29 protein-coding genes are annotated in these 24977 nt (G+C 32.5%); 18 read left to right on the forward strand and 11 right to left on the reverse strand.

Going from position 1 to position 24977, the window contains the following annotated elements; genetic code table 11:
- Window positions 1-68 precede the first annotated feature (68 nt).
- On the reverse strand, window positions 69-755 hold the full coding sequence (locus tag BUC29_RS15350) for an ABC transporter ATP-binding protein (protein ID WP_073417058.1): 687 nt from the start codon (window positions 753-755) through the stop codon (window positions 69-71).
- A 292-nt stretch (window positions 756-1047) separates the two neighbouring features.
- Here BUC29_RS15350 and BUC29_RS15355 point away from each other — a divergent pair, with 292 nt between their 5' ends.
- The gene (locus BUC29_RS15355; protein ID WP_073417059.1) at window positions 1048-1713 is read left to right on the forward strand and encodes a DUF6565 domain-containing protein; all 666 of its coding nucleotides are present in this window, start codon (window positions 1048-1050) and stop codon (window positions 1711-1713) included.
- Window positions 1714-1766: 53 nt separating this feature from the next.
- On the opposite strand, the gene BUC29_RS15360 is transcribed toward BUC29_RS15355, so the two are convergent.
- The 3 genes from BUC29_RS15360 to BUC29_RS15370 all read right to left on the reverse strand — a co-directional run bounded on the left by BUC29_RS15360 (window position 1767) and on the right by BUC29_RS15370 (window position 5006).
- Window positions 1767-2546 (reverse strand): O-methyltransferase, encoded by a 780-nt coding sequence (locus BUC29_RS15360; protein WP_073417060.1) that lies wholly within the window; start codon window positions 2544-2546, stop codon window positions 1767-1769.
- Between the two features lie 18 nt (window positions 2547-2564).
- Window positions 2565-3023 carry an FKBP-type peptidyl-prolyl cis-trans isomerase gene (locus BUC29_RS15365; RefSeq protein ID WP_073417061.1) on the reverse strand — a complete coding sequence of 153 codons (459 nt, stop codon included), beginning with the start codon at window positions 3021-3023 and terminating at the stop codon, window positions 2565-2567.
- 120 nt (window positions 3024-3143) lie between these two features.
- Entirely contained in the window at window positions 3144-5006 is a 1863-nt protein-coding gene (locus BUC29_RS15370) for an ABC-F family ATP-binding cassette domain-containing protein (protein ID WP_073417062.1), read from the reverse strand.
- 252 nt (window positions 5007-5258) lie between these two features.
- On the opposite strand from BUC29_RS15370, the gene BUC29_RS15375 reads away from it, so the two are divergent.
- The gene (locus tag BUC29_RS15375; RefSeq protein ID WP_073417063.1) at window positions 5259-5948 is read left to right on the forward strand and encodes a DUF4386 domain-containing protein; all 690 of its coding nucleotides are present in this window, start codon (window positions 5259-5261) and stop codon (window positions 5946-5948) included.
- On the opposite strand, the gene BUC29_RS15380 is transcribed toward BUC29_RS15375, so the two are convergent.
- On the reverse strand, window positions 5935-6903 hold the full coding sequence (locus BUC29_RS15380) for a hypothetical protein (RefSeq protein WP_073417064.1): 969 nt from the start codon (window positions 6901-6903) through the stop codon (window positions 5935-5937). The genes BUC29_RS15375 and BUC29_RS15380 overlap by 14 nt on opposite strands.
- A gap of 60 nt (window positions 6904-6963) precedes the next feature.
- Window positions 6964-7701, reverse strand: a complete 738-nt coding sequence (locus BUC29_RS15385; RefSeq protein WP_073417065.1) for a tyrosine-protein phosphatase — start codon at window positions 7699-7701, stop codon at window positions 6964-6966.
- Between the two features lie 126 nt (window positions 7702-7827).
- Here BUC29_RS15385 and BUC29_RS15390 point away from each other — a divergent pair, with 126 nt between their 5' ends.
- The gene (locus BUC29_RS15390) at window positions 7828-9015 is read left to right on the forward strand and encodes a DUF5009 domain-containing protein (protein ID WP_073417066.1); all 1188 of its coding nucleotides are present in this window, start codon (window positions 7828-7830) and stop codon (window positions 9013-9015) included.
- Between the two features lie 169 nt (window positions 9016-9184).
- Here the strand turns inward: BUC29_RS15390 and BUC29_RS15395 are convergent, their stop codons facing one another.
- Window positions 9185-9772, reverse strand: coding sequence for a hypothetical protein (locus BUC29_RS15395; RefSeq protein ID WP_073417067.1), 588 nt, complete (start codon window positions 9770-9772; stop codon window positions 9185-9187).
- A 120-nt stretch (window positions 9773-9892) separates the two neighbouring features.
- Here BUC29_RS15395 and BUC29_RS15400 point away from each other — a divergent pair, with 120 nt between their 5' ends.
- From BUC29_RS15400 to BUC29_RS15455, 12 genes are all read left to right on the forward strand, one after another.
- On the forward strand, window positions 9893-11074 hold the full coding sequence (locus BUC29_RS15400; RefSeq protein ID WP_244160835.1) for a BamA/TamA family outer membrane protein: 1182 nt from the start codon (window positions 9893-9895) through the stop codon (window positions 11072-11074).
- A 30-nt stretch (window positions 11075-11104) separates the two neighbouring features.
- Complete coding sequence (locus BUC29_RS15405) at window positions 11105-12268, forward strand: glycosyltransferase family 2 protein (protein WP_073417068.1); 1164 nt, start codon at window positions 11105-11107, stop codon at window positions 12266-12268.
- An 83-nt stretch (window positions 12269-12351) separates the two neighbouring features.
- Entirely contained in the window at window positions 12352-13701 is a 1350-nt protein-coding gene (locus BUC29_RS15410; RefSeq protein ID WP_073417069.1) for a dihydrolipoamide acetyltransferase family protein, read from the forward strand.
- Window positions 13702-13908: 207 nt separating this feature from the next.
- Entirely contained in the window at window positions 13909-14679 is a 771-nt protein-coding gene (locus tag BUC29_RS15415; RefSeq protein ID WP_073417070.1) for a 3'-5' exonuclease, read from the forward strand.
- 90 nt (window positions 14680-14769) lie between these two features.
- Window positions 14770-15381 carry a fumarylacetoacetate hydrolase family protein gene (locus BUC29_RS15420; RefSeq protein WP_073417071.1) on the forward strand — a complete coding sequence of 204 codons (612 nt, stop codon included), beginning with the start codon at window positions 14770-14772 and terminating at the stop codon, window positions 15379-15381.
- Entirely contained in the window at window positions 15381-15725 is a 345-nt protein-coding gene (locus tag BUC29_RS15425; RefSeq protein WP_073417072.1) for an Hpt domain-containing protein, read from the forward strand. The genes BUC29_RS15420 and BUC29_RS15425 overlap by 1 nt, the downstream gene beginning before the upstream one ends.
- Window positions 15726-15915: 190 nt before the next feature.
- Window positions 15916-17169 carry a competence/damage-inducible protein A gene (locus tag BUC29_RS15430; RefSeq protein WP_073417073.1) on the forward strand — a complete coding sequence of 418 codons (1254 nt, stop codon included), beginning with the start codon at window positions 15916-15918 and terminating at the stop codon, window positions 17167-17169.
- 71 nt (window positions 17170-17240) lie between these two features.
- Window positions 17241-17477, forward strand: a complete 237-nt coding sequence (rpmB, locus tag BUC29_RS15435) for a 50S ribosomal protein L28 (RefSeq protein WP_008468080.1) — start codon at window positions 17241-17243, stop codon at window positions 17475-17477.
- 27 nt (window positions 17478-17504) lie between these two features.
- Window positions 17505-17687 carry a 50S ribosomal protein L33 gene (rpmG, locus tag BUC29_RS15440; protein ID WP_008253902.1) on the forward strand — a complete coding sequence of 61 codons (183 nt, stop codon included), beginning with the start codon at window positions 17505-17507 and terminating at the stop codon, window positions 17685-17687.
- A 75-nt stretch (window positions 17688-17762) separates the two neighbouring features.
- Window positions 17763-17915: a DUF4295 domain-containing protein gene (locus tag BUC29_RS15445; RefSeq protein ID WP_012026946.1), complete on the forward strand. Its 153-nt coding sequence runs from the start codon at window positions 17763-17765 to the stop codon at window positions 17913-17915.
- 166 nt (window positions 17916-18081) lie between these two features.
- Entirely contained in the window at window positions 18082-19035 is a 954-nt protein-coding gene (gene ftsY / locus BUC29_RS15450) for a signal recognition particle-docking protein FtsY (protein WP_073417074.1), read from the forward strand.
- Window positions 19036-19041: 6 nt separating this feature from the next.
- The gene (locus BUC29_RS15455; protein ID WP_073417075.1) at window positions 19042-19221 is read left to right on the forward strand and encodes a hypothetical protein; all 180 of its coding nucleotides are present in this window, start codon (window positions 19042-19044) and stop codon (window positions 19219-19221) included.
- 80 nt (window positions 19222-19301) lie between these two features.
- On the opposite strand, the gene BUC29_RS15460 is transcribed toward BUC29_RS15455, so the two are convergent.
- Complete coding sequence (locus tag BUC29_RS15460) at window positions 19302-20372, reverse strand: serine hydrolase domain-containing protein (RefSeq protein ID WP_073417076.1); 1071 nt, start codon at window positions 20370-20372, stop codon at window positions 19302-19304.
- Window positions 20373-20473: 101 nt separating this feature from the next.
- Window positions 20474-20989, reverse strand: a complete 516-nt coding sequence (locus BUC29_RS15465) for a hypothetical protein (RefSeq protein WP_139260532.1) — start codon at window positions 20987-20989, stop codon at window positions 20474-20476.
- A 371-nt stretch (window positions 20990-21360) separates the two neighbouring features.
- On the opposite strand from BUC29_RS15465, the gene BUC29_RS15470 reads away from it, so the two are divergent.
- The 3 genes from BUC29_RS15470 (at window position 21361) to BUC29_RS15480 (ending at window position 22948) form a co-directional block, all read left to right on the forward strand.
- The gene (locus BUC29_RS15470) at window positions 21361-21801 is read left to right on the forward strand and encodes a hypothetical protein (RefSeq protein ID WP_073417078.1); all 441 of its coding nucleotides are present in this window, start codon (window positions 21361-21363) and stop codon (window positions 21799-21801) included.
- Entirely contained in the window at window positions 21782-22078 is a 297-nt protein-coding gene (locus tag BUC29_RS15475) for a DciA family protein (RefSeq protein ID WP_073417079.1), read from the forward strand. The genes BUC29_RS15470 and BUC29_RS15475 overlap by 20 nt, the downstream gene beginning before the upstream one ends.
- A 153-nt stretch (window positions 22079-22231) precedes the next feature.
- Window positions 22232-22948: a hypothetical protein gene (locus BUC29_RS15480; protein WP_073417080.1), complete on the forward strand. Its 717-nt coding sequence runs from the start codon at window positions 22232-22234 to the stop codon at window positions 22946-22948.
- 75 nt (window positions 22949-23023) lie between these two features.
- Here BUC29_RS15480 and BUC29_RS15485 read toward each other — a convergent pair whose 3' ends face one another.
- Complete coding sequence (locus BUC29_RS15485) at window positions 23024-23443, reverse strand: nucleoside-diphosphate kinase (protein WP_012026941.1); 420 nt, start codon at window positions 23441-23443, stop codon at window positions 23024-23026.
- 165 nt (window positions 23444-23608) lie between these two features.
- On the reverse strand, window positions 23609-24880 hold the full coding sequence (locus tag BUC29_RS15490) for an acyltransferase family protein (protein ID WP_073417081.1): 1272 nt from the start codon (window positions 24878-24880) through the stop codon (window positions 23609-23611).
- Between the last annotated feature and the right edge of the window lie 97 nt (window positions 24881-24977).

Here is a 24977-nt window from a genome sequence, read left to right on the forward strand (position 1 = left end):
TTGAAATGCAAGAGTCTTAAATTTTAGATTTAAAAAATAATCTAAAATCTAAAATCAGAAATCTAAAATTATTTCGTCGTGTCGCTTTCAATTAATCCGTCTCTTAAACGAATAACTCTATGCGCATAAGCTGCAATATCTTCTTCGTGAGTTACTAAGATTACTGTATTTCCCTGTGCGTGAATGTCTCCAAAAAGTTTCATAATTTCTACAGAAGTTTTACTGTCTAAGTTTCCTGTAGGTTCATCGGCTAAAATAATTGAAGGTTTATTGACCAGTGCACGGGCAATGGCAACACGCTGGCGCTGTCCTCCTGATAATTGGTTCGGCTGGTGATCCATTCTGTCGGCAAGATTTACTTGTTTTAAAACCTCTGTAGCTCTTGCGTTTCTTTCTGTTTTTGAATATCCGGCATAAATCATTGGTAATGCCACATTGTCTAATGCTGTTGTTCTTGGTAAAAGATTAAAGGTTTGAAAAACAAATCCTATTTCTGTATTACGAATTCCGGCCAATTCATCATCACGCATTTGGCTCACATCTTTTCCATTTAAAACATAGCGTCCGGAAGTTGGCGTGTCTAAACAGCCTAATAAATTCATTAAAGTTGATTTTCCTGATCCCGAAGGTCCCATTAATGCAACATATTCTCCTTTATTGATTTCTAAATTAATTCCTTTTAAAACATATACGATTTCATTACCTAGTACAAAATTTCGTTTTATGTCGGTTATTTTAATTAATGGATTTGCCATTTCGGTTTACAATTTGGATTTAAAAGTACAAAACACTTTTGAATTAAAAAGATAAGTAGTTTAGAATTGGATTTTGTTACAAAAGCTTTTTGATAAATATATCGTAAAAAATTATAAGTTTTTAATTTGGAAAATGGTTATATCTTTCTTGATTTGTTTTGCATAATTATCATTATTTTAAGAATTTTATAGTTTTAAAATGTTTTTAAATTTATAAATGTGATAATAATGTAATTTCTTTGATTGTGTATTTGGTAAATTTGATTATCAATTAATTAAAACAATCAAGATTATGAAAAATATCAAAATAACTGCAGCAGTTACATTATTAGTATTAGGATTAACATCATGTAAAGATGAAAAACAAGAACAAGCACAAAAAAAAGTTGATGCTTATGTAGCCTATGTTGATTCAGTAAAAAATGTTTCTGCAGAAAATTTAAAAGCAGACTGGAAAGCAGTTGATGCAGAATACGATAGAAGATCTCAGGAAGCTCAGGCAGCACTGGCAGATTTAAAAGATAATTCGGCAGCAACCGAAAAGGTAAATGCCAGCAAAACTAAATACGAAGAGTTTAAAAATGAAATGTCCACCGTTTTTGCCCCTCCAGCTCCGGCTCCAAGTCCGAAACAGCAATTAAGAGACGCATTATTTGGAGCAGGAAAAATTGGTGATGATATGAATTTTAACTGGGTGAATGCTCAAAATATTCATAGCGTTTACCAGCAGTTCGTTCATACTGTTGAAGATAATAAAGATAAATATTCCCGTGAAGACTGGGACGAAGTTAAACTGATGTATGAAGCACTTGACAGCCGTAAAAATACAGTTGAAAAAGAAGGACTTACAGCAGAAGATAACAGAAAAATTGCTGGTCTAAAAATTAAATTTGCACCAATGTATACCGTTAACAGAATGGGTGCAAAATCTGAAGAGAATAAAGACGCTAAAAAATAATTGTAATTATTTTGAATTAGTATAAAAAAGGCGATCAGTAATGATCGCCTTTTTTATGCTCGAATAACAAAATGTTCTTTTTCTTGTTCGTATCGAAAAAATACAAATCCCCATTGAAATGTATCGATTGTAACCTTTACTTTTGGATGATTTTTTATAGTCTCCCATGCTTCTTCCATTTCCGGAGACCAATGTATATCATCAAAAATCCAAACCGAATCGTTATTGATTGTTTGGAGTAAAATCTCAAAATACGTTAAAGTCGCTTTTTTTGAATGATTCCCGTCGAAATATATTAGATCGTAGATTTTAGAATTAAGATTTTCTGAAATCAAAAAAGATTCAAATTCAGAAACTATATTTTCAACATTTTTACAATCAAATCTATCTAATTCATTTTGAGCAACGTTTGCCGTATTTGGACAGCCTTCAATTGTAATGACTTTTGCATTTGTATTTCCTAAGGCCAGGGCAGCAGTTGCCAGACCTAATGAAGTTCCAATTTCAAGAACATTTTTTGGCTGAAAATAATTTGTTACGCGAAATAATAATTCGGCTCTTTTAGGAGAAATTCCAGCAGTTGATGCAATTTTAGAAATTTGTCTTCGGTTTGATTTAAAGATTTTAGAACCTGCTCCAAAATCTGTTACTTCGATAAAGTTTTTATTTTCAAGAAGTGATTTTCTATAGTTTTTTAGAATTTGATATTCTGGTTTTGGTTTCTTATCATAGAAGCATTTGGTTAGTAAACTAAAAACAAATGGAGAATGAACGCCATGTTCGTTTTTAGAATTCCAAAGAAATTTTAAATAAGATTTAATTTGAAAAAACATGTAGAATTTTAAAATTTCTTAATTAACCGATTTTAGCTTTATATCAAATATAAGTACAGATCCTCCGGGAATACTTTGGTAATCTTTACTCCCGTAACCTAAATGTGCCGGAATAAAAAGTTTACCTTCTCCGCCTGGTTTAAAAAACGGAATTCCTTCTTTCCAGCCCTGAATTACCTGATTTAAGCCAAATGAAATTCCTTCAGCATCACTTTGATCGAATACTTTTCCGTCTGTAAAATAACCTTTGTAAATTACAGTTACATTTGAATTAGCCACAGGATTATCGCCTTCTCCTTGTTTTTCAATGATATAATACAATCCAGAATTGGTTTTTTGGGCTGTTAGATTATTTTTAGCTAAATATTCGGTAATCTCCTTATCGTTTTGAGCAGTATAATCTTTTACTTCATCTTTATCTTTAGAACAAGAAATAAAAAGCGTTAAAGCTAGTAATGCTGATAAAAGTTGTTTCATATTTTTATTTTTTTTGTACTTAAAAATAAGTTTTGTTTTTCAAAGATTCACAAAGAAAATGCAAAGATTCATAAAAATTTCGTGCACCTCTGTGCTTTCTTTTTGAATCTTTTGTAATAGCTATCCTTCAAGTTTCGCAGAAAGTTCAAACCATCGTTCTTCTTTTTCGTCAATTTTATTTATAATATTTTGCAGCTCGTTTGCTTTCTTTTCAATATCAGCATCGGCCACTTTTCCGTCAGAGAATAATTGTTCGATTTTAGCTTTTTCTATTTCTAAATCTTTAATCTCTCGTTCGATTTTCTGATATTCTTTTTGCTCGTTAAAGCTTAAATTTCCAGTCGGATTATTTTGCTTCCAGTCTTTTTTTTCAGCTTTGTTTTCTTCTTTTTGAGCAACATCGGCGCTGTCTTCGTAAGCGCGGAAATCTGAATAGTTGCCCGGGAAATTTTCTATTTCGCCCTGTCCTCTAAAAACAAATAGATAATCGACAATTTTATCCATAAAATAACGGTCGTGAGAAACCACTAATAAACATCCCGGATAATCTAAAAGGAAGCTTTCCAAAACATTAAGCGTTACAATATCCAAATCGTTTGTTGGCTCATCTAGAATCAAAAAGTTCGGATTCTGAATCAAAACCGTACATAAATACAAACGTTTTAATTCGCCGCCACTCAGTTTTTCTACATAATCATATTGTTTTTTCGCATCAAAAAGAAAACGCTCCAACAGTTGCGAAGCCGAAATAATTTTTCCTTTTGTCAGCGGAATATATTCTCCGTATTCTTTTATAATGTCAATAACACGCTGTCCCGGTTTTGGATTAATTCCGGATTGTGTATAATATCCAATTTTTATTGTATCGCCTTTTACAACGCGGCCGCTGTCTGGTGGGATTGTTCCTGTCAACAGATTTAAAAACGTCGATTTTCCGGTTCCGTTTTTACCAATAATCCCGATTCTTTCGCCACGCTGAAAATCAAAACTGAAATTATCCAGAATAACTCTGTCTTTGAATTTTTTAGAAAGTTTATGAAGCTCAATAATTTTGCTTCCCATTCTTTCCATATTAATTTCAAGTTCTACTTTGTTTTCTTTACGTCGGCTTTGTGCTTTTTCTTTAATAATGTAAAAGTCGTCCTGACGAGATTTAGATTTGGTTGTTCTCGCTTTTGGCTGACGGCGCATCCATTCTAATTCTTTTACAAACAAGTTTTTAGCTTTGTCAATACTTGCATTTTCAGAAGTGATTCTTTCTTCTTTTTTCTGAAGGTAATAAGAATAATTTCCTTTGTATTGGTATAATTTTCCGTTGTCAAGTTCGATAATTTCGTTGCATACGCGCTCCAAAAAGAAACGGTCGTGCGTTACCATAAACAGCGTAATATTTTCTTTGGCAAAATAACTTTCAAGCCATTCAATCATTTCAAGATCTAAGTGGTTGGTTGGCTCGTCTAGAATCAATAAATCTGGGCGATTGATTAGAATTATAGCCAATGAAAGACGCTTTTTTTGTCCTCCAGAAAGATTTTTTACTTTAAGTTTAAAATCTTCCAGTTTTAATTTAAATAAAATCTGTTTGTATTGTGTTTCAAAATCCCAAGCATTGTGCTGATCCATAGCATCAAAAGCTTTTTGATAAGCTTCTTCGTCAGAAGGATTTTCTAAAGCCTTTTCATAAGCTTCAATAACTTTAAGCGTTTCATTGTCTGAAGCAAAAATACTTTCTTCAATCGTAAGTTCATCCTGAAGATTATTGTCTTGCGAAAGAAACGCCATTCTGATTCCTTTTCTTAAAACAACCTGTCCTGTATCTGGTTCTTCCAATCCGTTAATGATGCTCATCATCGTGGTTTTTCCAGAACCATTTTTTGCAATAAAAGCTATTTTTTGGTCTTTGTTGATTCCAAAAGAAATGTTGTCAAAAAGGACTCTTTCGCCAAATGACTTCGATATATTTTCTACAGATAAGTAATTCACTTTGTAAATTGTATGTTATAAATTGTACGTTATGACTTTTTTGAAAACATAACTTTTTTGCAAAAGTAAACTTTTATCCTACGATTTGCGAATTGTTAATCTTATTTAAGTTTTTATCTTTTAAAATATAAGCAGATGTAACAATTTAAAACTATCTCCGACATATTCGAAGTTAAAGACTTAAATATGAGTAAAAAAGAAATAATTTAAAAAAAGTTTCTTAGGAAAAGATTTAAATTTAAAACATAAAGAATGAATCAAGAATCAAAACTATCGTTTAGAAATACAGGAAGAATTGCGGGTTTGTTATATTTAGTAGTCGTAATAACAGGGATTTTTAGTTTAGGATATGTTCCTTCAAAATTAATAGTCTGGAATGATGCTGCTGCAACTTTTAGCAAAATTGTAAATTCTGAGTTTCTTTTTAGACTAGGTATCGTAAGCGGATTAATTTGTTATACTTTTTTTATATTTCTGCCTTTAGTTTTATATAAACTGCTGAAACAGTTTCATAAAACATATGCTCTATATATGGCAGTTTTGGCTATTGTAAGCGTGCCGATTTCTTTTGTAAATATGCTGAATAAGTTTGCAGTGCTTTCAATAATTAGCTCGGCTGGACAGGAAAAAGACCTCGTAATGTTTTATCTCAATCAATATGATTATGGAAATCTAATTGTTCAGGTATTTTGGGGACTTTGGCTTTTTCCGCTGGGTTATTTGATTTTTAAATCAGGAATAATTCCCAAGTTTTTCGGAATATTATTAATGCTTGGCTGTGTGAGTTATTTAGTAAATTTCTTTGGAAATGCATTGTTTTCAAATTATTCAGAACTCGGAATATCTTCTTTTGTAAGACTTCCGGCAACTCTAGGAGAAATCGGAACATGTTTATGGCTTTTAATAATGGGGGCAAAAAACAACATTTTTACTGCCGATTAATATATTCAGTTAAAAGTGAACTCAAATCTAAATAGTGAATTTGCTGCTGCGTATTTAAAATAGGTTTGCGAACCAAAGATTCATTGGTAATAAAATAATGAAGTCCATCTTTTGTCGTAATTCCTTCTATTTGATGAAACGGAAGTTTAAGATCGATTTTTCGTTTGTTTCCTGATAAAAAGGCATTGTTTTTAAAATCGTATAAAAGATAAAGAAACGATCTTCCGGTTTTTGAATAGCCGCAAAGGGCTAAAATTTTCTTTTTTTCAAAAAAAACTGCGCCTGTCACTAAACCTTTTGTGTCTAAAGTTTCTTTAAATTTTGCAATATAATTCCCCGGTTGATTGGGTAATACATAAATATTGGTTTTAGACGATTTCCATTGTTTCGAAAATAAATAAATACTGTCTTTAGAAACGATAAAAGCTTCGCAGTCAAAATCGGTCGAATTTGGGCTTTGTGCCGAAAAATCATTTTGGTCAGCATACAGAAATGAAATTTTTTCAATAACCGGATTTTGCTCCAAAAATGATTTTTTTTCGATTTTTAGAATATTTAAATCTTTTCGGTTTCCTTTAAAATTATTTCCAAAATCACCAATATATACGTATAAACTATCCTGTGAAATCTCTTCCCAATCGTGATTTACAGCTTTTTCTAAAACAATTTTCTTTCTAATTTTTCCTAAAGAATCCAATCCGTAAATTGTTTTGTCATGATCGTCATTGTGCGTCCAAAACAAATTATCAAAAGCAATTAATCCGGAAGTTTCTCTAACAGAATCGCTTAGTTTTTTAGAGTATTTGGGTTTTATTTTGATGTTTTCGTAAATGCAGCTGCCGTTGTTTTGAATTGATTTTGGGTTGTAATTTTTTGAAAGCGGATCTGTACAGCCTGAAGTTTGAGACCTAATCGAGAAAACAGATATAAGAAAAAGTAAAATAATCCTGCGCATAATATCCCTTTTAAATTTGGATTACTATAAAATTAAAATTTTAAAGAAGAATATGATTTCTTAGAATTTAAAAAACTGATTATTCTTTATAACTTCTTTTAAGTTTTCGTTCGAATCTATCTTAATTTTTTGATGCAATGATTCTATATGCCTGCTATGATGGACATCGGTTCCAGAAAAATCATACATGCCTTTTTTAAGTAAAAGCTCGGCCGTTTTAGTGATTTCGCTTCCATAATAACCCATAACTGCCAATAAATTCAACTGAAACACACATCCGGCTTTTTTTAGTTTTTCGTATTCAGAAAAGTTTTTATGATAATATAAATACCTTTCCGGATGTGCCAAAACCGGAATATAGCCTGCAAGCTGAATATCAAAAATGATTTTATATAAGTTTAACGGAGCGCTTAAATACGATATTTCAACTAAAATATAATTGTCTTTTAAAGTTAAAAGTTTTCCTGTTTTTAAATGATTTTGAAACCAGTCATCCATAAAATATTCAGATGCGGCTTTAAAGGGAATATTGATGCCTTCTTCTTGTAATAAAAGCTGAGTTTCATTTAGTTTACTTATAATATTTTCCTCAGAATTGTTCCATACATAATGGCTGATGTGCGGTGTAGTAACAAATTGAGCAATTCCCAATCCATCAAAAGCGTTTGCCAGTTTTATTGTTTTTTTGATATTCTTGGCGCCGTCATCAATCCCTGGGAGTAAATGCGAATGAATGTCGATATAATCGCCGGCTAAAAGATCTTTTAAAAATGGTTTTGATTTAAGGAATGAAAGCATTCGGCAAAAGTAAAGAATTGATATTGTTTTTGTTCAACCATAAAAAAATATTTCAAAAGAAAATTTATGTAACAACGTAACCAACATTTTATAATTATGCTATATTTGAATAAAAAGTAAAAATTTATGAAAATAAAGGAGAATTTATACAATAAAAGGATTATTTCGATAGACGCTTTACGCGGAATTACCATATTTGTAATGATATTTGTAAATGAACTCGCAAGCGTCAAAAATGTGCCTCAATGGATGAAACACATGCCAGCCGATGCCGATGCCATGACCTTTGTTGATTTAGTTTTTCCAGCCTTTTTATTTATTGTAGGGATGTCAATTCCTTTTGCTTTTAATGCCAGATTGATTAAAGGTGACAGTCCAAAAGTAATCTGGACACATACTTTAAAACGAGCTTTAGCTTTGATAATAATTGGCGTTTATATGGTAAATGCCGAATATGGGTATGATACCTCAAAAATGATAATCGCGCCTGCTTTCTGGGGACTTTTGGCGTATGCAATGCCAATTCCGATTTGGAATAAATATCCCAAAGATTTTTCGGTTTGGCTGAAATACATTCTTCAATATGGCGGAATATTAGTTCTAATTATGCTTTACTTTTTATACGTTCAGGAAGAAACGGGAAACATAGGAATTACGCCAAAATGGTGGGGAATTCTGGGTTTAATTGGCTGGGCCTATCTTATCTCGGTAATTTATTATTGGCTCGTTTCAGGAAGATTATGGGCAATGATTGCTTTTCTTGTAGTTTGTGTTGCGGCAAATTCTGCTAATTTAACAAAAGGTTTAATTTTGCCAGAATACGTGAAATTTATCGCCGGACATTTAACCCATGCAACTTTAGTAACAGCTGGAGTTATAATTTCATTATTGTTTTTTGACCGAAAAATCGAAAACAAAATTAATTGGACGGTAATAGCGTTTATAGCTCTATTTTTTGGTTTTGGTTTTTTTCTGCGTCAATTTTATGGAATTTCAAAAATACAGGGAACTCCGGCATGGACTTTAATCTCTGCTGGAATTTGTACCACTCTATTTTACTTTTTGTATTGGTTGATGGAAGTAAAAAAACAAACCAAATGGAGTGATTTTTTTATGCCCGCAGCAGCAAATCCGTTATTGATTTATATTCTGCCGGGCGTTATTTATTATTTTAATCTCGCTTTTAAAATCTCCATTATTCCGGAATATTTCCGAGAAGGAGTTCCTGGAATTATTTGGTCATTAGTTTTCTCTACTATAATGTTATTTGTGATGAAAATCTTTAATAGGTTTAAGATTCAATTGCATTTATAATATTTTTTAACACAAAGCACGCTAAGGTTTTTCGCAAAGTGCACAAAGTTTTATTTAAGTGAGTTTTACAAACTGCAAAGTTCTCAAAGCTTTGTGTTGATAAAGCTTTGAGAACTCAGCTAATTTTTAGCTATAACTTAAATCTTCGCGAACTTTGCGGTTAAAACTCTCATTTTAGAACAACAGATTTTATCTCCAAAACCGCTCCCGAAACCGGATTATAATTCACAAAGTTGAATTTACAAATATTGTAAATATCTAAAGTTTTCCCGTTTGGATCGCCATCTTGTTTAAAATCCGTCCACGGAATTTTTATCGTTGTGAATTTTTTATCCGAAACAGGCAAATCAACTCTTGGATGCGAGCCGCCGTGAATACAGCCAGTTCCTTCAAGATTTCCTTCTCTTGCCTGTAATTTTATTAAATGAGAAGATTTATAGGTAATACTAACATATTTTGAGTCAGATAAATTTGTGGGAGTTCCGTCATTAGACCCCGATTCTGTAATCATTACATTTAATTCAATTTCACCAGTCGGATTATCTTTTGCAGTAACTTTAACTACGGCTTTTTCTTTTCGGATTTTATTGATTGTTTCCTGATTTTCTTTGGCCGGACCTGCAATAAACCAGGTTGAAGTTTTTACAAGATCAATTTTTGTGTTCGAAATTTCCTCTGCAGGAGCGAAACTTAAAAACACAAACAAAATGGTTGTAAAAATCAATGAACCAAGTATAGAGAATATTTTACTTTTCATAGAAAACAACGTTTGATTTGAACTCAAAAATAGAATTTTCTTTTTTATTCTTTTAAAAAAAGCGACTATTCTGAATAAAATTTTAATTTTGTAAGATATTGTATTTGAAAAACTTACATTATGAAGAATGCGAAATTTCTTTTGGGTTTATTTTTCTTTTTTCAGATACAATTTTGTTATTGCCAAAACGATTCCATTTCAAGAAATAATAAAGATATTTTGGATGTTTTGTATAAACTTTTTCATAAAAATGATTCTATCAGAAAAAATCAGGATAAAAAAATAGCTTTTTCTTTACTTCCCGTTCCAATCGATGCTAATAAAAATGCGGGATTAGTAGTCTCTTTTTTAACCACTTTTTATCTCGGTGACAGCGAAACTACAAAAATGTCTCAGGTTTCATTCTCGCCTTATTTTAGTTTCACAAATCAATATGTTTTTCCTGTTCAAAGCTATATTTATACAAAAAATAACAACTGGAATTTTATAGGAGATTATCGTTTTATGATTTATCCGCAGGATACTTACGGTTTGGGCGGCCATAATACAGATGAAAAAATGTCGACTCTTGATTATCAGCAATGGCGTTTTTATCAATTTGCGACCCGAAAAGTTATTGGTGATTTCCGACTTGGGCTGGGACTTTTATTCGATAATTATCAAAACATTTCCGAAGATTCTTATATCGATACCGAAACGGATTATTCTAAATATATGAATAGTGATTTTTCAGATGAAACTTCTTTTGGGATTGCTATTCAGGGACTTTACGATTCCAGAGAAAACAATGTAAATCCCGAACAAGGTCTATATATAGAAACAGATTACCGAATTAATACAAGCGGCGTTGATGGAAAAAAATGGAATTCGGTTTATTTTGATGCACGAAAATATCATTCTTTTAGTAAATACAAACATCACATTTTAGCGTACAGAGCCTTTTATTGGTCAACTTTTGGCGGAAAACCCCATTATTTAGATCTGCCGAGTATCGGCTGGGATCGGGATGGAAGAACGGGCAGAGGTTTTACCAGAAACAGATTTCGAAGCAATGCTTTAATTTATTTTGAAACCGAATATCGAACGGATATTTCTAAAAACGGATTTTGGGGCGCTGTATTTTTTACCAATATTTCTTCGGTTTCAAAATTAGATACGTATCAGTTTAAAAAATGGAATCCGGCAGTTGGAACCGGATTACGTATTAAATGGAACAAGAAAAACAACAGTAATCTGGTTCTCGATTACGGAATTAGTAAAAACGACTGGTCTTTGCGTTTAGGTTTAGCTGAAAATTTCTAACTTTCCCCAAAATCAATTTTAAAATTTTAAATGCAGTTATCGGTTATTATTCTTAATTATAATGTGCGTTACTTTCTGGAACAATGCGTTTTAAGTGTTCAGGAAGCCATTGCCGGTCTTGATGCCGAAGTTATTGTTGTAGATAATAATTCGTCTGATGACAGCTGTTTGATGATGAAAACAAGATTTCCTGAAGTAAAATTGATTGAAAATAAACAAAATTTCGGTTTTCCGAAAGGTAATAATATAGGTGTAGAAAATGCCAGCGGCAAATATATCTGTATTTTAAATCCCGATACCGTTGTTGCCGAAGATACTTTTACTAAAATTTTAGCTTTCGCCAAAGAAAAACAAGATCTCGGAATCATTGGCTGCAAATTAATCGACGGAACCGGAGAATTTCTTCCCGAAAGTAAACGCGGAATTCCCACGCCATGGGTTGCATTCACAAAAATTTTTGGATTGTATAAAGTGTTTCCAAAATGGAATCTTTTTAATCGTTATTATGCCCAGCATTTAAATGAAAACCAAACCGGAAAAGTTGAAATTCTCGTTGGCGCATTTATGTTTTTAGAAAAACATTTGTATCAAAAATTAACCGGTTTCGATGAAGACTGTTTTATGTATGCCGATGATATTGACTTGTCTTACAGAGCACTTCTCAAAAAAAAGAAAAATTATTATTTTCATGAAACAACTGTGCTGCATTATAAAGGAGAAAGTACCGTAAAAGATGAATTGTATATGAAACGTTTTCAGGATGCGATGAACTTTTTCTATCAAAAGCATTTTAAAAAGTCATGGTTTTTTAGTTTTTTTATTCAAACAGGAACATGGTTTTTTTCTTTTGTAAAAATGTTTCAGGGAAAACCTAAAATAAAACCGCTGCCGGAAAGTTATATTGTATACTCTGAAAATGAGAATTTGTCAGTAAAGTTGGCTCCGATTTTAGAAAATAAAGTCAGTTTTTTAGATTTCAAAAAAGAAAAAATGGTAAATTCGTCGCTTATTTTAAAGGGTAAAAAGACAGAGATCATTTTGGATAATCAATATGTTTCATTCAAAAAATGTATCAAAATCATAGAAACTCTTAAAGATAAGAATATTACTTTTAAGATTTTCCCTAAAAAGACAAATTTTATAATAGGAAGTAATTCGAGAAATGACAGAGGGCAAATCAGAAAAATTCAGTAAAAATTATATTAAGTGTAATTTATATTTAAAATTTTCATTAATTTCGCAATCAGAAAATCAAAATCACCCTTTAGAATAACAATATGGCAAGATTTGAATTAAAGCTTCCAAAAATGGGAGAAAGCGTCGCTGAAGCAACCATTACTAACTGGTTGAAAGAAGTGGGAGACAAAATTGAAGCTGATGAAGCTGTACTGGAAATCGCAACAGATAAAGTTGACAGTGAAGTACCAAGTGAAGTATCAGGAATTTTAGTTGAACAATTATTTGGCAAAGATGATTTAGTTCAGGTAGGGCAGACTATTGCAATTATCGAAACAGAAGGTGGTGATACACCTGCAGCAACTCCAGCTGCTGAGGTTTCTGCGCCAGTAGAAGCTGTCGAAATCGAAAAGACTATTGAAGTAGTAAAAGAAACTGTTGCAGCTCCTCAGGATTTTGCAGGATCGGATAAATTCTTTTCTCCTTTAGTAAAAAATATTGCAAAAGAAGAAGGCGTTTCTGTTGCTGAATTAGATAATATTCAGGGTTCAGGAAAAGACGGCCGAGTAACCAAAGATGATATTTTAAAATATATTGACGATCGCAAGTCTGGAGTTGCACAAACTCCAAAAGTGGTTGAAGAAGCTCCAAAAGCGGTGGCTGCTGAAACTCCAAAAACAGTTCAGGCTCCAGAACCAGTTGCGCAAAAAAGCCAGCAGGCGGTTCCGGTTTCTGTAAACGGAGCTGATGAAATTGTTGAAATGGACAGAATGCGTAAACTAATTTCAGGTTACATGACGGCATCTGTACAAACTTCGGCTCACGTTCAGTCATTTATTGAAGTTGACGTGACAAACATTGTAAAATGGAGGGATAAAGTTAAAACAGCTTTTGAAAAAAGAGAAGGTGAGAAGCTTACTTTTACTCCAATTATGATGGAGGCAGTTGCAAAAGCTTTAAAAGATTTCCCTGGAATGAATATTTCTGTTGATGGCGATTATATCATCAAAAAGAAAAACATCAATTTAGGAATGGCGGCGGCACTGCCAAACGGAAATTTAATTGTACCTGTAATTAAAAATGCAGATCAGTTAAATCTTGTTGGAATGGCAAAAGCGGTTAACGATTTAGGGAATCGTGCAAAAGCAGGAAAATTAAAGCCAGATGATACACAAGGCGGAACATATACGGTTACAAACGTAGGTACTTTTGGAAGTGTTTTCGGAACACCGATTATTAATCAGCCGCAAGTGGGAATTTTAGCGCTTGGAGCGATTCGTAAAGTTCCTGCAGTGATCGAAACTCCTGAAGGTGATTTCATTGGAATCCGTCAAAAAATGTTCCTTTCCCACTCTTACGATCACAGAGTTGTAGACGGTGCATTAGGAGGAAGTTTTGTGAAAAGAGTAGCAGAATATTTAGAAGCTTTTGATATAGACAGAGATTTCTAATTTGATTCATAAATAAATTTTAAACCCGAAAAATTTTAAAAGTTTTTCGGGTTTTTTGTTTTACACCTAAAACTGAAAACCGGGTTATTTTGGTCTGATTTTAAACTTAAAATCAACAAAAAAAGCCAATTTTGCTCAAAAAAATAGAAATTTGGGCAGGAAATTTGGCTTTAAAAATTTACATTTGTAATCTTATAAAAATTAAAAATGGAATTAAAACTTAACAAACCAATCTGCTTTTTTGATCTTGAAACAACCGGAATAGACATCGGTAAAGATCGGATTGTAGAGATTTCGATATTTAAAGTTTTCCCAAACGGAAATAAAGAAAGTAAAACCTGGCTGGTTAATCCAACAATTCCAATTCCTCCACAAACTACAGCTGTTCATGGAATTACAGATGAAAAAGTAGCCAATGAACCTACCTTTGCAGAACTGGCGCCTCATATTCATAATATGATTAAAGATAGTGATTTAGGAGGATTCAATTCAGATCGTTTTGATATTCCCTTATTAGCAGAAGAACTGCTTCGCGCCGGAGTTGATTTTGATATGAAAAATAAAGTTTCTGTAGATGTACAGACTATTTTTCATAAAATGGAAGAGCGTACATTAAGTGCGGCTTTTAAATTCTACTGCGGAAAAAGCCTGGATAACGCTCACTCAGCAGAAGCGGATACGATGGCAACTTATGAAATTTTAAAAGCGCAGCTAGATCGCTATCCAGAATTGGAAAACGACATGAAATCATTGTCTGAATTTACAACCCGTAAAAAGATCGCCGATTTTGCAGGAATGATTGCTTTTGATAAAGATGATGAAGAAATCTTTACTTTTGGAAAGCATAAAGGAGCAAAAGTGGAAAAAGTTCTGGAAGCAGAACCGGGTTATTTCAGCTGGATTCAAAACGCTGATTTTCCTTTGTATACCAAAAAAGTTTTGACAGGAATTAAATTAAGAAAATTAAATACAAAATAAGGTTCTAAGATTCTGAGATGCTAAGGTTCTAAGTTTTAAGCTTGATGCCTTAGAATCTTAGAACCTTAGCATCTCAGCACCTTTAAAAGAATGAAAATTATCTGTATCGGTAGAAATTATACCAATCATATAGAGGAGTTAAAAAACGAACGTCCGGATGAACCTGTAGTTTTTATGAAGCCGGATTCGGCGGTTTTGTTGAAACAGCATCCGTTTGTAATTCCGGAATTTTCTGAGGAAGTTCATCACGAATTAGAAATAATTGTGAAAATTAACAAAGTTGGAAAATACATCGAACCTAAGTTTGCGCACAAATATTATGATGATATAAGTGTAGGTATTGATTTTACTGCCAGAGATTTACAGGATAAATTAAAAGCAAAAGGGTTGCCTTGGGAAAAAGCAAAAGCTTTTGATGGTTCGGCAGTCATTGGAGATTTTTTACCAAAAAGTGATTTTGTTTCGTTAGAAAACCTTACGTTTGAACTCAAAAAAAATTCTGAAACGGTTCAAAAAGGAAATACAAGTTTGATGCTTTGGAAAATTGATGAATTGGTTTCTTATGTATCACAGTTTTTTACACTAAAAATTGGAGATATTATTTTTACAGGAACACCAGCAGGTGTTGGGCCGGTAAAACCAAATGATGTTTTGGAAGGCTTTTTAGAAGATAAAAAATTATTCAGAATACAAGTAAAATAATGGCTTTAAAGTACAATCTTTCGAAAGTGTATGCGCTTTCAGACAATGACCCTGAATTTGTAAACGAAATTTTAAAATTGTTTGTTACAGAAGTTCCTGAAGATTTAAAACAAATCAAAGAAGGAATTAAGAAAAAGGATCATAAATATGCTTATTCCTATGCGCATAAAATTAAACCTACATTAGATTTAATGGGGTTAAATGTTGCCTTTGAAGAAATTCTTCAGGTTGAAGCATGGACAAAAGCAGAAGGAAAGAAAAAAGATATTATCGAAACTTTTAAAAGCATAAAAGTTCAGGTAAAAGAAGCTATCAAAGAAATCAAGAAAGATTTTGATGTATAAAACTCAAGATAATTCCGCTTTTTTAAAATGTTAAAAAAGCGGAATAAAATTTTGGTTATTTAATTTTGCATTTCTTCAAAAGATTGACTTCATAAAAAAAGAAAAATTTCTTTTATTCCTGCCTCAAATCATTTCCGCAATCCAACTTCATAATAACTTATATAATTTATAAGTAAAATATTTTATAAATATGAAAGCAACAATAGTTACCATTGGAGATGAAATTTTAATTGGTCAGATCGTAGATACAAATTCGAATTTTATAGCCAAAGAGCTTGATCGTATTGGTGTTGAAACATATGAGATGATTTCAATAAGTGACGATAAACAACACATTCTAAACACGTTTGCCCAATTACAAAACAAAGTCGATATTGTTATTATAACAGGAGGTTTAGGGCCTACTAAAGATGATGTTACCAAAAAAACGTTCTGCGAATATTTTAATGATGAACTGGTTGTGAATCCTCAAGTTCTGGCACATGTAACAGAATTAATAGAAGGTTTTTACAAAAGACCGATCTCGCAGTTAAATAAAGATCAGGCACTTGTTCCGTCGAAATGTACGGTGCTTCATAATAAAATGGGAACGGCGCCGGGAATGTGGATGAAAAAAGAAAATACAGTGTTTGTATCGCTACCGGGAGTGCCGTATGAAATGAAATATCTGGTAGAAAATGAAATAATTCCAAAAATTGCAGAAGAATATAAACGTCCTTATATAATTCATAAAACCATTTTAACCTACGGTCAGGGCGAAAGCTTAGTTGCAGAACGTATTGAAAACTGGGAAAATAGCCTGCCTGAATTTATTAAACTGGCATATCTTCCTAATCCCGGACGCGTTCGCCTTCGTATGACTGCCCGCGGAACGGATAAAGAAGAGTTAGAAAAAGCAATTGAAGAAAATGTTCAGTCGCTCGATGCTATAATTCATGATATTATAGTAGGTTATGAGGAAAATGAAACAATAGAAACTGTAGTAGGAAAACTGCTTGCAAAACAAAATAAAACAATTGCAACTGCAGAAAGCTGTACCGGCGGAAAAATTGCATCGCTTTTATCATCTGTTCAGGGAGCGTCACGATATTTTAAAGGAAGTATAGTATCGTATGCTACTGAAACAAAAGTTAATGTTCTTGGTATTTCACAAGATTTAATAGACCAGTTTTCAGTAGTTAGTGCTGAGGTTGCAACAGCTATGGCTTTGAGCGCGAAAGATTTGCTTAAAACCGACTATGCAATTGCTACGACAGGAAATGCAGGTCCTTCCAAAGGTGATTCAGAAGCTGAAATTGGTACTGTTTTTATTGCTCTGGCAACACCAAACGGAGTAATTACAGAAGAATTTAACTTTGGTCAACCGCGTGAAAAAGTGATAGATAGAGCGACTATTAAGAGTTTAGAAATATTGCAGAAAGAAATTTTAAAAATTGTGCAATAATTTTTTGCTACAATGGTTTATTTTTCTTTTCTTTGCACCCTGATTTTGAATAACGATAAAAGATAAGTATAATGTCAAGAGTTTGTGACCTTACAGGTAAAAGAGCGATGGTAGGAAATAACGTTTCTCACGCTATGAACAAAACTAAGAGAAAGTTTTCTGTAAACTTAGTTAAAAAGCGTTTTTATCTTCCAGAAGAAGATAGATGGATTACTCTTAGAGTAGCAGCATCTACGATAAAAACAATTAATAAAAATGGAATCACTGCTGTTTTGAAAAAAGCGCAGTCAGAAGGATTTATCAAATAATCTTTTCCTAAATAAATATATAGCAAGATGGCAAAGAAAGGTAATAGAATCCAGGTAATTTTAGAATGTACTGAGCACAAGACTTCTGGTGTTCCGGGAACTTCTAGATATATTACAACTAAGAACAAAAAAAATACTCCAGATAGATTAGAGATTAAAAAATTTAATCCAATCTTGAAACGTGTAACTGTTCATAAAGAAATTAAGTAATAATTAGAGATTTTTGTAAATCTCAATGGTTTGGCCATTAGAGTTTTATAAAAAACTTCAAATAACATTTGAATCATGGCAAAGAAAACCGTAGCATCGTTACAAACATCTTCTAAGAGATTATCAAAAGCCATTAAAATGGTAAAATCTCCAAAAACTGGTGCATATATATTCGTAGAATCTATTATGGCTCCTGAATTAGTTGATGAATTCTTGAAAAAGAAATAATTACAAATACAATATATAGAAAAGCTACTTTCATTCGGAAGTAGCTTTTTTATTTTTTATATTTGTCTAAAAATTTAAAGAAAGTATAACAATTGACCTTCTTTAAAGATTTGGATTTCTGATTTATGAATCTCGAAGTCTGATAATCAAATAATCTACAAAAAAAATGAGTTTTTTTAAAAAATTATTCTCTACCGAAAAAAAAGAGACTTTAGATAAAGGTCTTGAAAAAACAAAAACTACTTTTTTCTCTAAATTAAGTAAAGCTGTAGCCGGAAAATCTAAAGTTGACGACGATGTTTTAGATGATCTTGAAGAAGTTTTGGTAGGTTCTGATGTTGGAGTTAATACAACATTAAAAATCATCGAAAGAATTGAAAAACGCGTAGCCGAAGATAAATATTTAGGAACAGAAGAGTTAAATCAAATTCTTCGTGACGAAATTGGCGGATTATTATCTGAAACCAATACAGGCGAAGCAACTGAATTTGAAATTCCAAAAGATAAAAAACCGTATGTTTTAATGGTTGTTGGTGTAAACGGAGTTGGAAAAACTACAACGATTGGTAAACTTGCTTATCAGTTTAAAAAAGCGGGGCATAAAGTTGTTTTAGGAGCTGCTGATACTTTTCGAGCTGCTGCCATTGATCAATTGCAGGTGTGGGCAGATCGTGTAAATGTGCCTATTGTAAAACAGAGTATGGGAAGTGATCCGGCTTCTGTAGCTTTTGATACGTTGCAATCTGCAGTTGCTCAAAACGCAGATGTTGTTATTATTGATACTGCAGGTCGTTTGCACAATAAAATCAATTTAATGAACGAACTTTCGAAAGTAAAACGCGTTATGCAAAAAGTTGTTGCTGATGCGCCACATGATGTGCTTTTGGTATTAGATGGTTCTACAGGTCAAAATGCTTTTGAGCAGGCAAAACAATTTACTGCTGCTACTGAAGTAACTTCATTAGCTGTTACGAAACTAGACGGAACTGCAAAAGGCGGAGTGGTGATTGGTATTTCTGACCAGTTTCAAATTCCGGTAAAATATATTGGTGTTGGTGAAGGAATTGAAGATTTGCAGGTCTTTAATAAATATGAATTCGTTGACAGTTTCTTTAAATAAAAAATAATGAGTTTAGAATCTTTAAAAAATATATCTGCTGTAGCTTTTTATTTTGCCAGCGTAGTTTGTTTTGTTTTAGCAAATATCTTGAAAGATAATAACCCATCAGTTTATTATGTATTACTTGTAGGTGGAATCGTTTTGTTCTTTTTGGGGGTATTTAAAAGGATGCGATCTAATCGATAAAAGAAATATTATTTTAAAATATTTAGAGCTTTTAAATAAAAAAGATTGACTACCTTTTTTTATTTAAAAGCTCATTTTTTTTATTGATATAACGCACTAATCTTTTCCCATAAAACTTTATCAAAGTCAGAAAGTGCAAGATTTACATTGTCTGCCGCGTCTCCCATTCTAATGACTACCATGTTTTTGCTTGGGACAACATAAATTTTCTGATCGTTTTTTCCTAAAGCCATAAACATATCATTTGGTCCAGTTGGAATTACACTTCCCTGAAAAGTAAGTTGAGATTGTGGTAAATGATAAGAACTTTTTCCGTTAAGCCACCATAAATAGCCGTATCCTAAATTAATATTTTGTGAAGTGTTCGTTGCTTCATTAAAATAAGCTTCGTTTAAAATTATATTGTTTTCCCATTTTCCTTTATTGAGCATTAACAATCCAAAACGTGCCATGCTTCTTGATGTGCTTGTATAAACGCTGTTTACGCCAAGCTGGACCCAAGTTCCATTCATGCCGATTTTGTCTCTTAATTTAGCATTGAAATAATTTTCCCAGGTTTGCCCGCTTGCGCTTGCAACAACGTCCTGAAGTTTTACATAAACATTGTGATAGGCCCATCTGGTTCCGGCATCGGCTTTATAAACTAAACTTGCTGGATCAACATCATCGGTTGCGTCGTCAAGTCCAGATGTCATAGTTAATAAATGTTTACAGGTAATTTTGTTTTCCTGTGCCAGAGTTTCACTTGTCCATCCGGTTCCGATATATTGCGAAACTTTGTTGTTGATGTTTAGTAAATTTTCCTGCTGTGCAATTCCGGTAACGGTTGATGTTAATGTTTTTCCTGCACTTGCCCAATACCAGTTTGTTGTTGCCGAATGTCCGTTGAAATAATTCTCAAGAACAATTCGTCCGTTTACTAAAATAATAAAAGATTTTGAGTGTTTTAGTTCCAGATAATCTAAAAGCGGTTGTACTGCACTTTGATTCCATTTTAAATCGGCTATGGATCTTGTTTCCCATGTCGTTCCCGTTAATGGCGGAAAATACATAGTTTCTGATGGTGCTGGCGTAGGATCTGGTTCTGTCGAATCTTTACTGCAGCTTATAAATAGTAAAGCTGTCAGAAGTGTGCAAATAGTTTTGATCATGGTTTTTTTATTTTTGGTTTTGGGGTTTGACCAAAAATATGCAAAAAAGTTTAATCGTAGTTACAACTTATTTTGCATAAAGACCTGAATCATTGATTTTTTTATTTAAGCTGCCACTTCGTTCCATCTGTAAATACTACATAATAAGCCCTTGCTTTTATGACACGATTTGCGTCAGTTGAAAAGTCTTCCCAGATTTTTGACCTTGTCGTTCCTGCTTTCAATAAATAAGTGATTTCTCCGGTAGATCTTCCTTCTCCATAAAAAAATCTACTGTTTGCAGGCTCATCAAAAGAGTTTTCACAATACCATTCAAATTTGACTGCCTGAATGTCTTTTTTTTCAGAATTTTTAAATACGAGTTTAATATCCTTGTGGTTAGAATATTGAGTTTGGGATAACTGAGCTGCTATAATTTTTACTGGTGAGTTTTTTGCGTTTTTGTTGTTGAGAAAATCATTTTTTATTGATTTTCTTTTTTCATAATCGTGATTTTCATTGGTATGATTAACCTCAGAGTATACAGGTTTATAAGCAGCAATACTTTTTTTCTTGGGCTTAGTGCACCCGGAAATCATTAGCAATATGCTAAACAAAAGAATTAACGATTTTTTCATTGTTTTTTAAGTTGAGAAATTTTTGATCTTAATTTTTAATGTCCTTATATATTGTTGGAGAAATCAAGGATAATTTTTGCTGCAAAATTCTTTTTTATTTATAGTTTTTTTAGCCATAATATGGTATAAGGCTGTTAGAATAGGTTTTTTTTGTTTAGGGAAAAGTTTTTTAGAAATTGGAATAATAATTTGTTTGTGAATATTTCTTTTGAATTTTATAAGTTACCTTTGCAAATCACTAAATTTTCTTTTGAAAACGTAAGCTCTAGCCCTGATGGAAGCGGCATCCTTTTATGGCCTCGTTAAAAGACGAGGTGATAAAAGATATAGCGGACAGCAGGAAACAGCTTCGAATAAATATTATAAATATTATGAGAAACACTTTTATGATTTTGGTTTTATCGCTTTTGTTTGTAAGTTGTAAACAAGAAATAAAACCGGCAGATATTGCAAAATTAAATGGTTATTGGGAAATTGAAAAAGTGGTTTTTGATAAAGGAGAAGACAAAACTTATGGAATGAACGAGAATTTTGATTTTTTTGCATTTAAAGGAAATAAAGGAACCCGAACTAAAGTTATGGCACAGCTTGACGGTACTTTTTTGACAACCAATACTTTTGAAAATGTTTCGGTGAGGTTTACAGATAAGGGGACTTTTTTGGACTATAGTACTAATTATGCTAAATGGAGTGAAGAATTAATTTCGATTTCTAACGAGGAATTTGTCGTAAAAAATGACCAGAATAAAGAATATCATTATAAAAAAGCAGGACCAATAAATATTTTAAACGATGGCAAAGAGACTAAATAATGAGAGTACTATTGGGGCTGTTTTACAGCAAATCATTGAGGTAAATAAATTACAACCGGGAATGGATCAAATTGATGTAAGAGAGGCTTGGGGAAACTTAATGGGAAATGGTGTTAAAACGTATACAAGAAATGTTATTTTAAAAGGTAGTACACTTTATGTAGAACTGGGGTCATCTGTTTTAAGAGAAGAATTAACTCACGGGAAGTCTAAAATTGTGAAAATGATTAACGAAGAACTTGGGCGTGAGGTTGTTAAAGATGTGGTTCTGCGATAGCATATTTTAGTTTTCTCAGTAAATTTTAATGTTAAAAAATAAAAAAACACTTCTTAATTTAGAAGTGTTTTTTTTATGATATATTTGAACGGTAAGTATTTTTTTATTAAAGCTTACTTTCATTTATAAACATTTAAAAACTACCAAAAAACAATGAAAAGAATTTTACTTATTTTAACTGTATTATTTGCTTTAACTGGTTATTCACAAAAGAAAAAAGTGGCTGTTGTTTCGTTTTACACAGATAAAACAATAGATCTTTCTGATTTGGGTTTAAATGGATTAGCTGCTATTGCTGATTTAGGAAACAATCCAAATTTTAACCTTTCTCCAATTTTAGAGAAATATCATAATGCATTTTTTAATGATTATTCTAAAAAATTTCCGTTTGATTTACTTCCAGAAACTGAAGTAACCCAGAAACCGGAATACATTGCTTTTACACCTAAATTTGCAAGAGAAGGTGGAGAAAGCGGTACTATCATCAACTATCCGGGATATAAATATATTTATGAAGGAATGAATGGTTCTGTAAATGAGGAAGCGTCTGCTAAGATTTTTAGTGAAGTTGCTGATGGTGTTTTATTTACAGAAATTCATTTTGCTGTAGTAAAAGGATTTGCTGTTGGTGGAACTGGAACTATAAAAATGAGAGCTAATGTAAGACTAGCTTTGTATGATAAAACAGGGAAAAAAGTATTTGCTATTTCTGAAGGGGCAAACTCTAAGAAAACCGGAACAATTGTAGGCGGAGTTCCTGTTTTAAGTGTTGATAAAGTATTGCCTATGTGCGAAAGTGCATTAGAAGAACTTTTAAAAGATCTTGATGATAGACTTGAGAAAATCGTTAAAAAGTCAGACAAGCTTTAATCGATATTTCTATTAATAAAAAAATCCCGTTTCATTTGAAACGGGATTTTTTTATCTGAACTTTAAAATCTAAAATTAGAATTGCTCTCTTCCTGCAAAGTGGAATGCGCTTTCAATTGCAGCGTTTTCATCGCTGTCAGATCCGTGAACTGCATTTTCTCCAATAGAAGTAGCGTATGCTTTACGAATAGTCCCTTCAGCAGCTTCAGCTGGGTTTGTAGCACCAATTAAAGTTCTGAAATCTTCTACTGCGTTGTCTTTTTCCAAAATTGCTGCAACAATTGGTCCGCGTGACATAAATTCAACTAATTCTCCGTAGAAAGGTCTTTCTGCGTGAACTGCGTAAAATGCTTTAGCATCAGCTACAGTTAATTGAGTTAATTTTAATGAAACGATTTTGAAACCACCATTTGTGATCATTGCTAAGATATTCCCGATGTGTCCGTTTGCAACAGCATCTGGTTTAATCATTGTAAAAGTTCTATTTGTTGCCATTTTTATTTTATTAAATTTTGTGCAAAAGTAGACTTTTTTTGTGAATTGATTTTAATAAATTCATAATTAAAACGTGGTAGAATAATGTTTTTGACTAAGAAAAAGGTTTTTAAATAAAAAGAGACGTATTATCGGTACGCCTCTTTAAGATATGGTGAAATGTTTTTAAACTTTAAATATTAATTTGTTTCTGTAGAATATCCATAAAATAAATGTCCAAATCCCCACGTAAACCAATGCACCTGCTAAAGAAGCAGTCATCGGGTTGTCGAAAAATGGTGCAATCCAAAAGCGATACAAGTAATTTAATAAGTTAATTTTTTCTGAAGGATTATGCGGATTTTGAAACTCGATCATTACCAGTGCCTGCGGAATAATTTGCGAAGTAAAGAAAACAATCATTGGGTTTACTCCCCAGATTAAGAATAGTTTGAACCCTTTTTTATAATCCGCAATATCAATAATATAATATAAAATAGTTAAAAATACTGTGGCTAGTCCTGTTGTGTATAAAACATAACTGCTTGTCCAAATCGATTTATTTATTGGGAAAATCAAATCCCAAATTAGTCCAAAGAATATTAATAATGTACCAATAATCCCCATTTTTTGTGCTTTTTTGATTTTAATAGTACCTGCCTGTAAAACCTGTCCAATTAATAAACCGATAATTCCGTTTACAATTGACGGAATTGTGCTCAAAATCCCTTCAGGATCCCACGTTACGGTTCCGCGATACATATGTCCTTTTAATAAAACGCTGTCGAGCCAAGCTGATAAATTTGTTCCTTTGTCAAGGTTTGCATCACCAATTCCGGGAACGGGAATTAAAGTCATGATTGCCCAATATCCTAGTAATAAAACGATTCCGGTTATGATTTGGGTTTTCTGTGAAGTTTTTAAATATAATAAAGAAACTACAAAATATACGATAGCAATTCGTTGTAAAACGCCAGGAAGTCTCACATCACTGTAAGCTTCTATGCCGCTGTAAGCCAAAAACAAATAAATAATCAAAATTGAAAATGCTAAAACATTCTTGATTTTAGAACTAAAATTTCCCATTAAGGCATAACCCACTGCGATAGTAATAGCAAGTCGGCCAATTAAAAGCGGAATTCCTTCAAGTCCAAATAATTGAATTTTTCCAAAAAAATTGAAGAAAATCCCCAAACAGAGCATTCGCAGAGAACGAACCAAAATTTTGTTGAAAGTTGTGCCGTCATAAAATTTGTCGGGCATTGCAAGTGGGACAGCAACTCCCATTATAAAAACAAAAAACGGAAATACTAAATCTGTTGGCGTACAGCCGTTCCATTCGGCGTGTAATAATGGCGGATAAACATTGCCCCAGTCACCGGGGTTGTTTACAATTGTCATTAATAAAATTGTTAGTCCACGAAAGACATCTAGCGAAATTAAGCGTTCTTTTACCATTGGTTTTGGGTAAATTGGTTAGTTAATAATTTTTAAAAATCGCTATTTGGTTAAAGAATAATAATTTTGAGAAGATAGGTGGTTATTTGGATCTCAA

The organism is Flavobacterium defluvii, from assembly GCF_900129555.1.
Lineage (GTDB): Bacteria > Bacteroidota > Bacteroidia > Flavobacteriales > Flavobacteriaceae > Flavobacterium > Flavobacterium defluvii.

What these genes read in the sequence shown, in the direction of transcription:
- BUC29_RS15375 (WP_073417063.1), top strand. Translation starts at nt 5,259, where the DNA reads ATGAATCAAGAATCAAAACTATCGTTTAGAAATACAGGAAGAATTGCG.
- ftsY (WP_073417074.1), top strand. Translation starts at nt 18,082, where the DNA reads ATGAGTTTTTTTAAAAAATTATTCTCTACCGAAAAAAAAGAGACTTTA.
- rpmB (WP_008468080.1), top strand. Translation starts at nt 17,241, where the DNA reads ATGTCAAGAGTTTGTGACCTTACAGGTAAAAGAGCGATGGTAGGAAAT.
- BUC29_RS15350 (WP_073417058.1), bottom strand. Translation starts at nt 755, where the DNA reads ATGGCAAATCCATTAATTAAAATAACCGACATAAAACGAAATTTTGTA.
- BUC29_RS15455 (WP_073417075.1), top strand. Translation starts at nt 19,042, where the DNA reads ATGAGTTTAGAATCTTTAAAAAATATATCTGCTGTAGCTTTTTATTTT.
- BUC29_RS15460 (WP_073417076.1), bottom strand. Translation starts at nt 20,372, where the DNA reads ATGATCAAAACTATTTGCACACTTCTGACAGCTTTACTATTTATAAGC.
- BUC29_RS15415 (WP_073417070.1), top strand. Translation starts at nt 13,909, where the DNA reads ATGGAATTAAAACTTAACAAACCAATCTGCTTTTTTGATCTTGAAACA.
- BUC29_RS15420 (WP_073417071.1), top strand. Translation starts at nt 14,770, where the DNA reads ATGAAAATTATCTGTATCGGTAGAAATTATACCAATCATATAGAGGAG.
- BUC29_RS15465 (WP_139260532.1), bottom strand. Translation starts at nt 20,989, where the DNA reads ATGAAAAAATCGTTAATTCTTTTGTTTAGCATATTGCTAATGATTTCC.
- BUC29_RS15385 (WP_073417065.1), bottom strand. Translation starts at nt 7,701, where the DNA reads ATGCTTTCATTCCTTAAATCAAAACCATTTTTAAAAGATCTTTTAGCC.
- BUC29_RS15425 (WP_073417072.1), top strand. Translation starts at nt 15,381, where the DNA reads ATGGCTTTAAAGTACAATCTTTCGAAAGTGTATGCGCTTTCAGACAAT.
- BUC29_RS15430 (WP_073417073.1), top strand. Translation starts at nt 15,916, where the DNA reads ATGAAAGCAACAATAGTTACCATTGGAGATGAAATTTTAATTGGTCAG.
- BUC29_RS15445 (WP_012026946.1), top strand. Translation starts at nt 17,763, where the DNA reads ATGGCAAAGAAAACCGTAGCATCGTTACAAACATCTTCTAAGAGATTA.
- BUC29_RS15355 (WP_073417059.1), top strand. Translation starts at nt 1,048, where the DNA reads ATGAAAAATATCAAAATAACTGCAGCAGTTACATTATTAGTATTAGGA.
- BUC29_RS15400 (WP_244160835.1), top strand. Translation starts at nt 9,893, where the DNA reads ATGAAGAATGCGAAATTTCTTTTGGGTTTATTTTTCTTTTTTCAGATA.
- BUC29_RS15390 (WP_073417066.1), top strand. Translation starts at nt 7,828, where the DNA reads ATGAAAATAAAGGAGAATTTATACAATAAAAGGATTATTTCGATAGAC.
- BUC29_RS15470 (WP_073417078.1), top strand. Translation starts at nt 21,361, where the DNA reads ATGAGAAACACTTTTATGATTTTGGTTTTATCGCTTTTGTTTGTAAGT.
- BUC29_RS15395 (WP_073417067.1), bottom strand. Translation starts at nt 9,772, where the DNA reads ATGAAAAGTAAAATATTCTCTATACTTGGTTCATTGATTTTTACAACC.
- BUC29_RS15365 (WP_073417061.1), bottom strand. Translation starts at nt 3,023, where the DNA reads ATGAAACAACTTTTATCAGCATTACTAGCTTTAACGCTTTTTATTTCT.
- BUC29_RS15360 (WP_073417060.1), bottom strand. Translation starts at nt 2,546, where the DNA reads ATGTTTTTTCAAATTAAATCTTATTTAAAATTTCTTTGGAATTCTAAA.
- BUC29_RS15380 (WP_073417064.1), bottom strand. Translation starts at nt 6,903, where the DNA reads ATGCGCAGGATTATTTTACTTTTTCTTATATCTGTTTTCTCGATTAGG.
- BUC29_RS15490 (WP_073417081.1), bottom strand. Translation starts at nt 24,880, where the DNA reads ATGGTAAAAGAACGCTTAATTTCGCTAGATGTCTTTCGTGGACTAACA.
- rpmG (WP_008253902.1), top strand. Translation starts at nt 17,505, where the DNA reads ATGGCAAAGAAAGGTAATAGAATCCAGGTAATTTTAGAATGTACTGAG.
- BUC29_RS15480 (WP_073417080.1), top strand. Translation starts at nt 22,232, where the DNA reads ATGAAAAGAATTTTACTTATTTTAACTGTATTATTTGCTTTAACTGGT.
- BUC29_RS15485 (WP_012026941.1), bottom strand. Translation starts at nt 23,443, where the DNA reads ATGGCAACAAATAGAACTTTTACAATGATTAAACCAGATGCTGTTGCA.
- BUC29_RS15410 (WP_073417069.1), top strand. Translation starts at nt 12,352, where the DNA reads ATGGCAAGATTTGAATTAAAGCTTCCAAAAATGGGAGAAAGCGTCGCT.
- BUC29_RS15475 (WP_073417079.1), top strand. Translation starts at nt 21,782, where the DNA reads ATGGCAAAGAGACTAAATAATGAGAGTACTATTGGGGCTGTTTTACAG.
- BUC29_RS15405 (WP_073417068.1), top strand. Translation starts at nt 11,105, where the DNA reads ATGCAGTTATCGGTTATTATTCTTAATTATAATGTGCGTTACTTTCTG.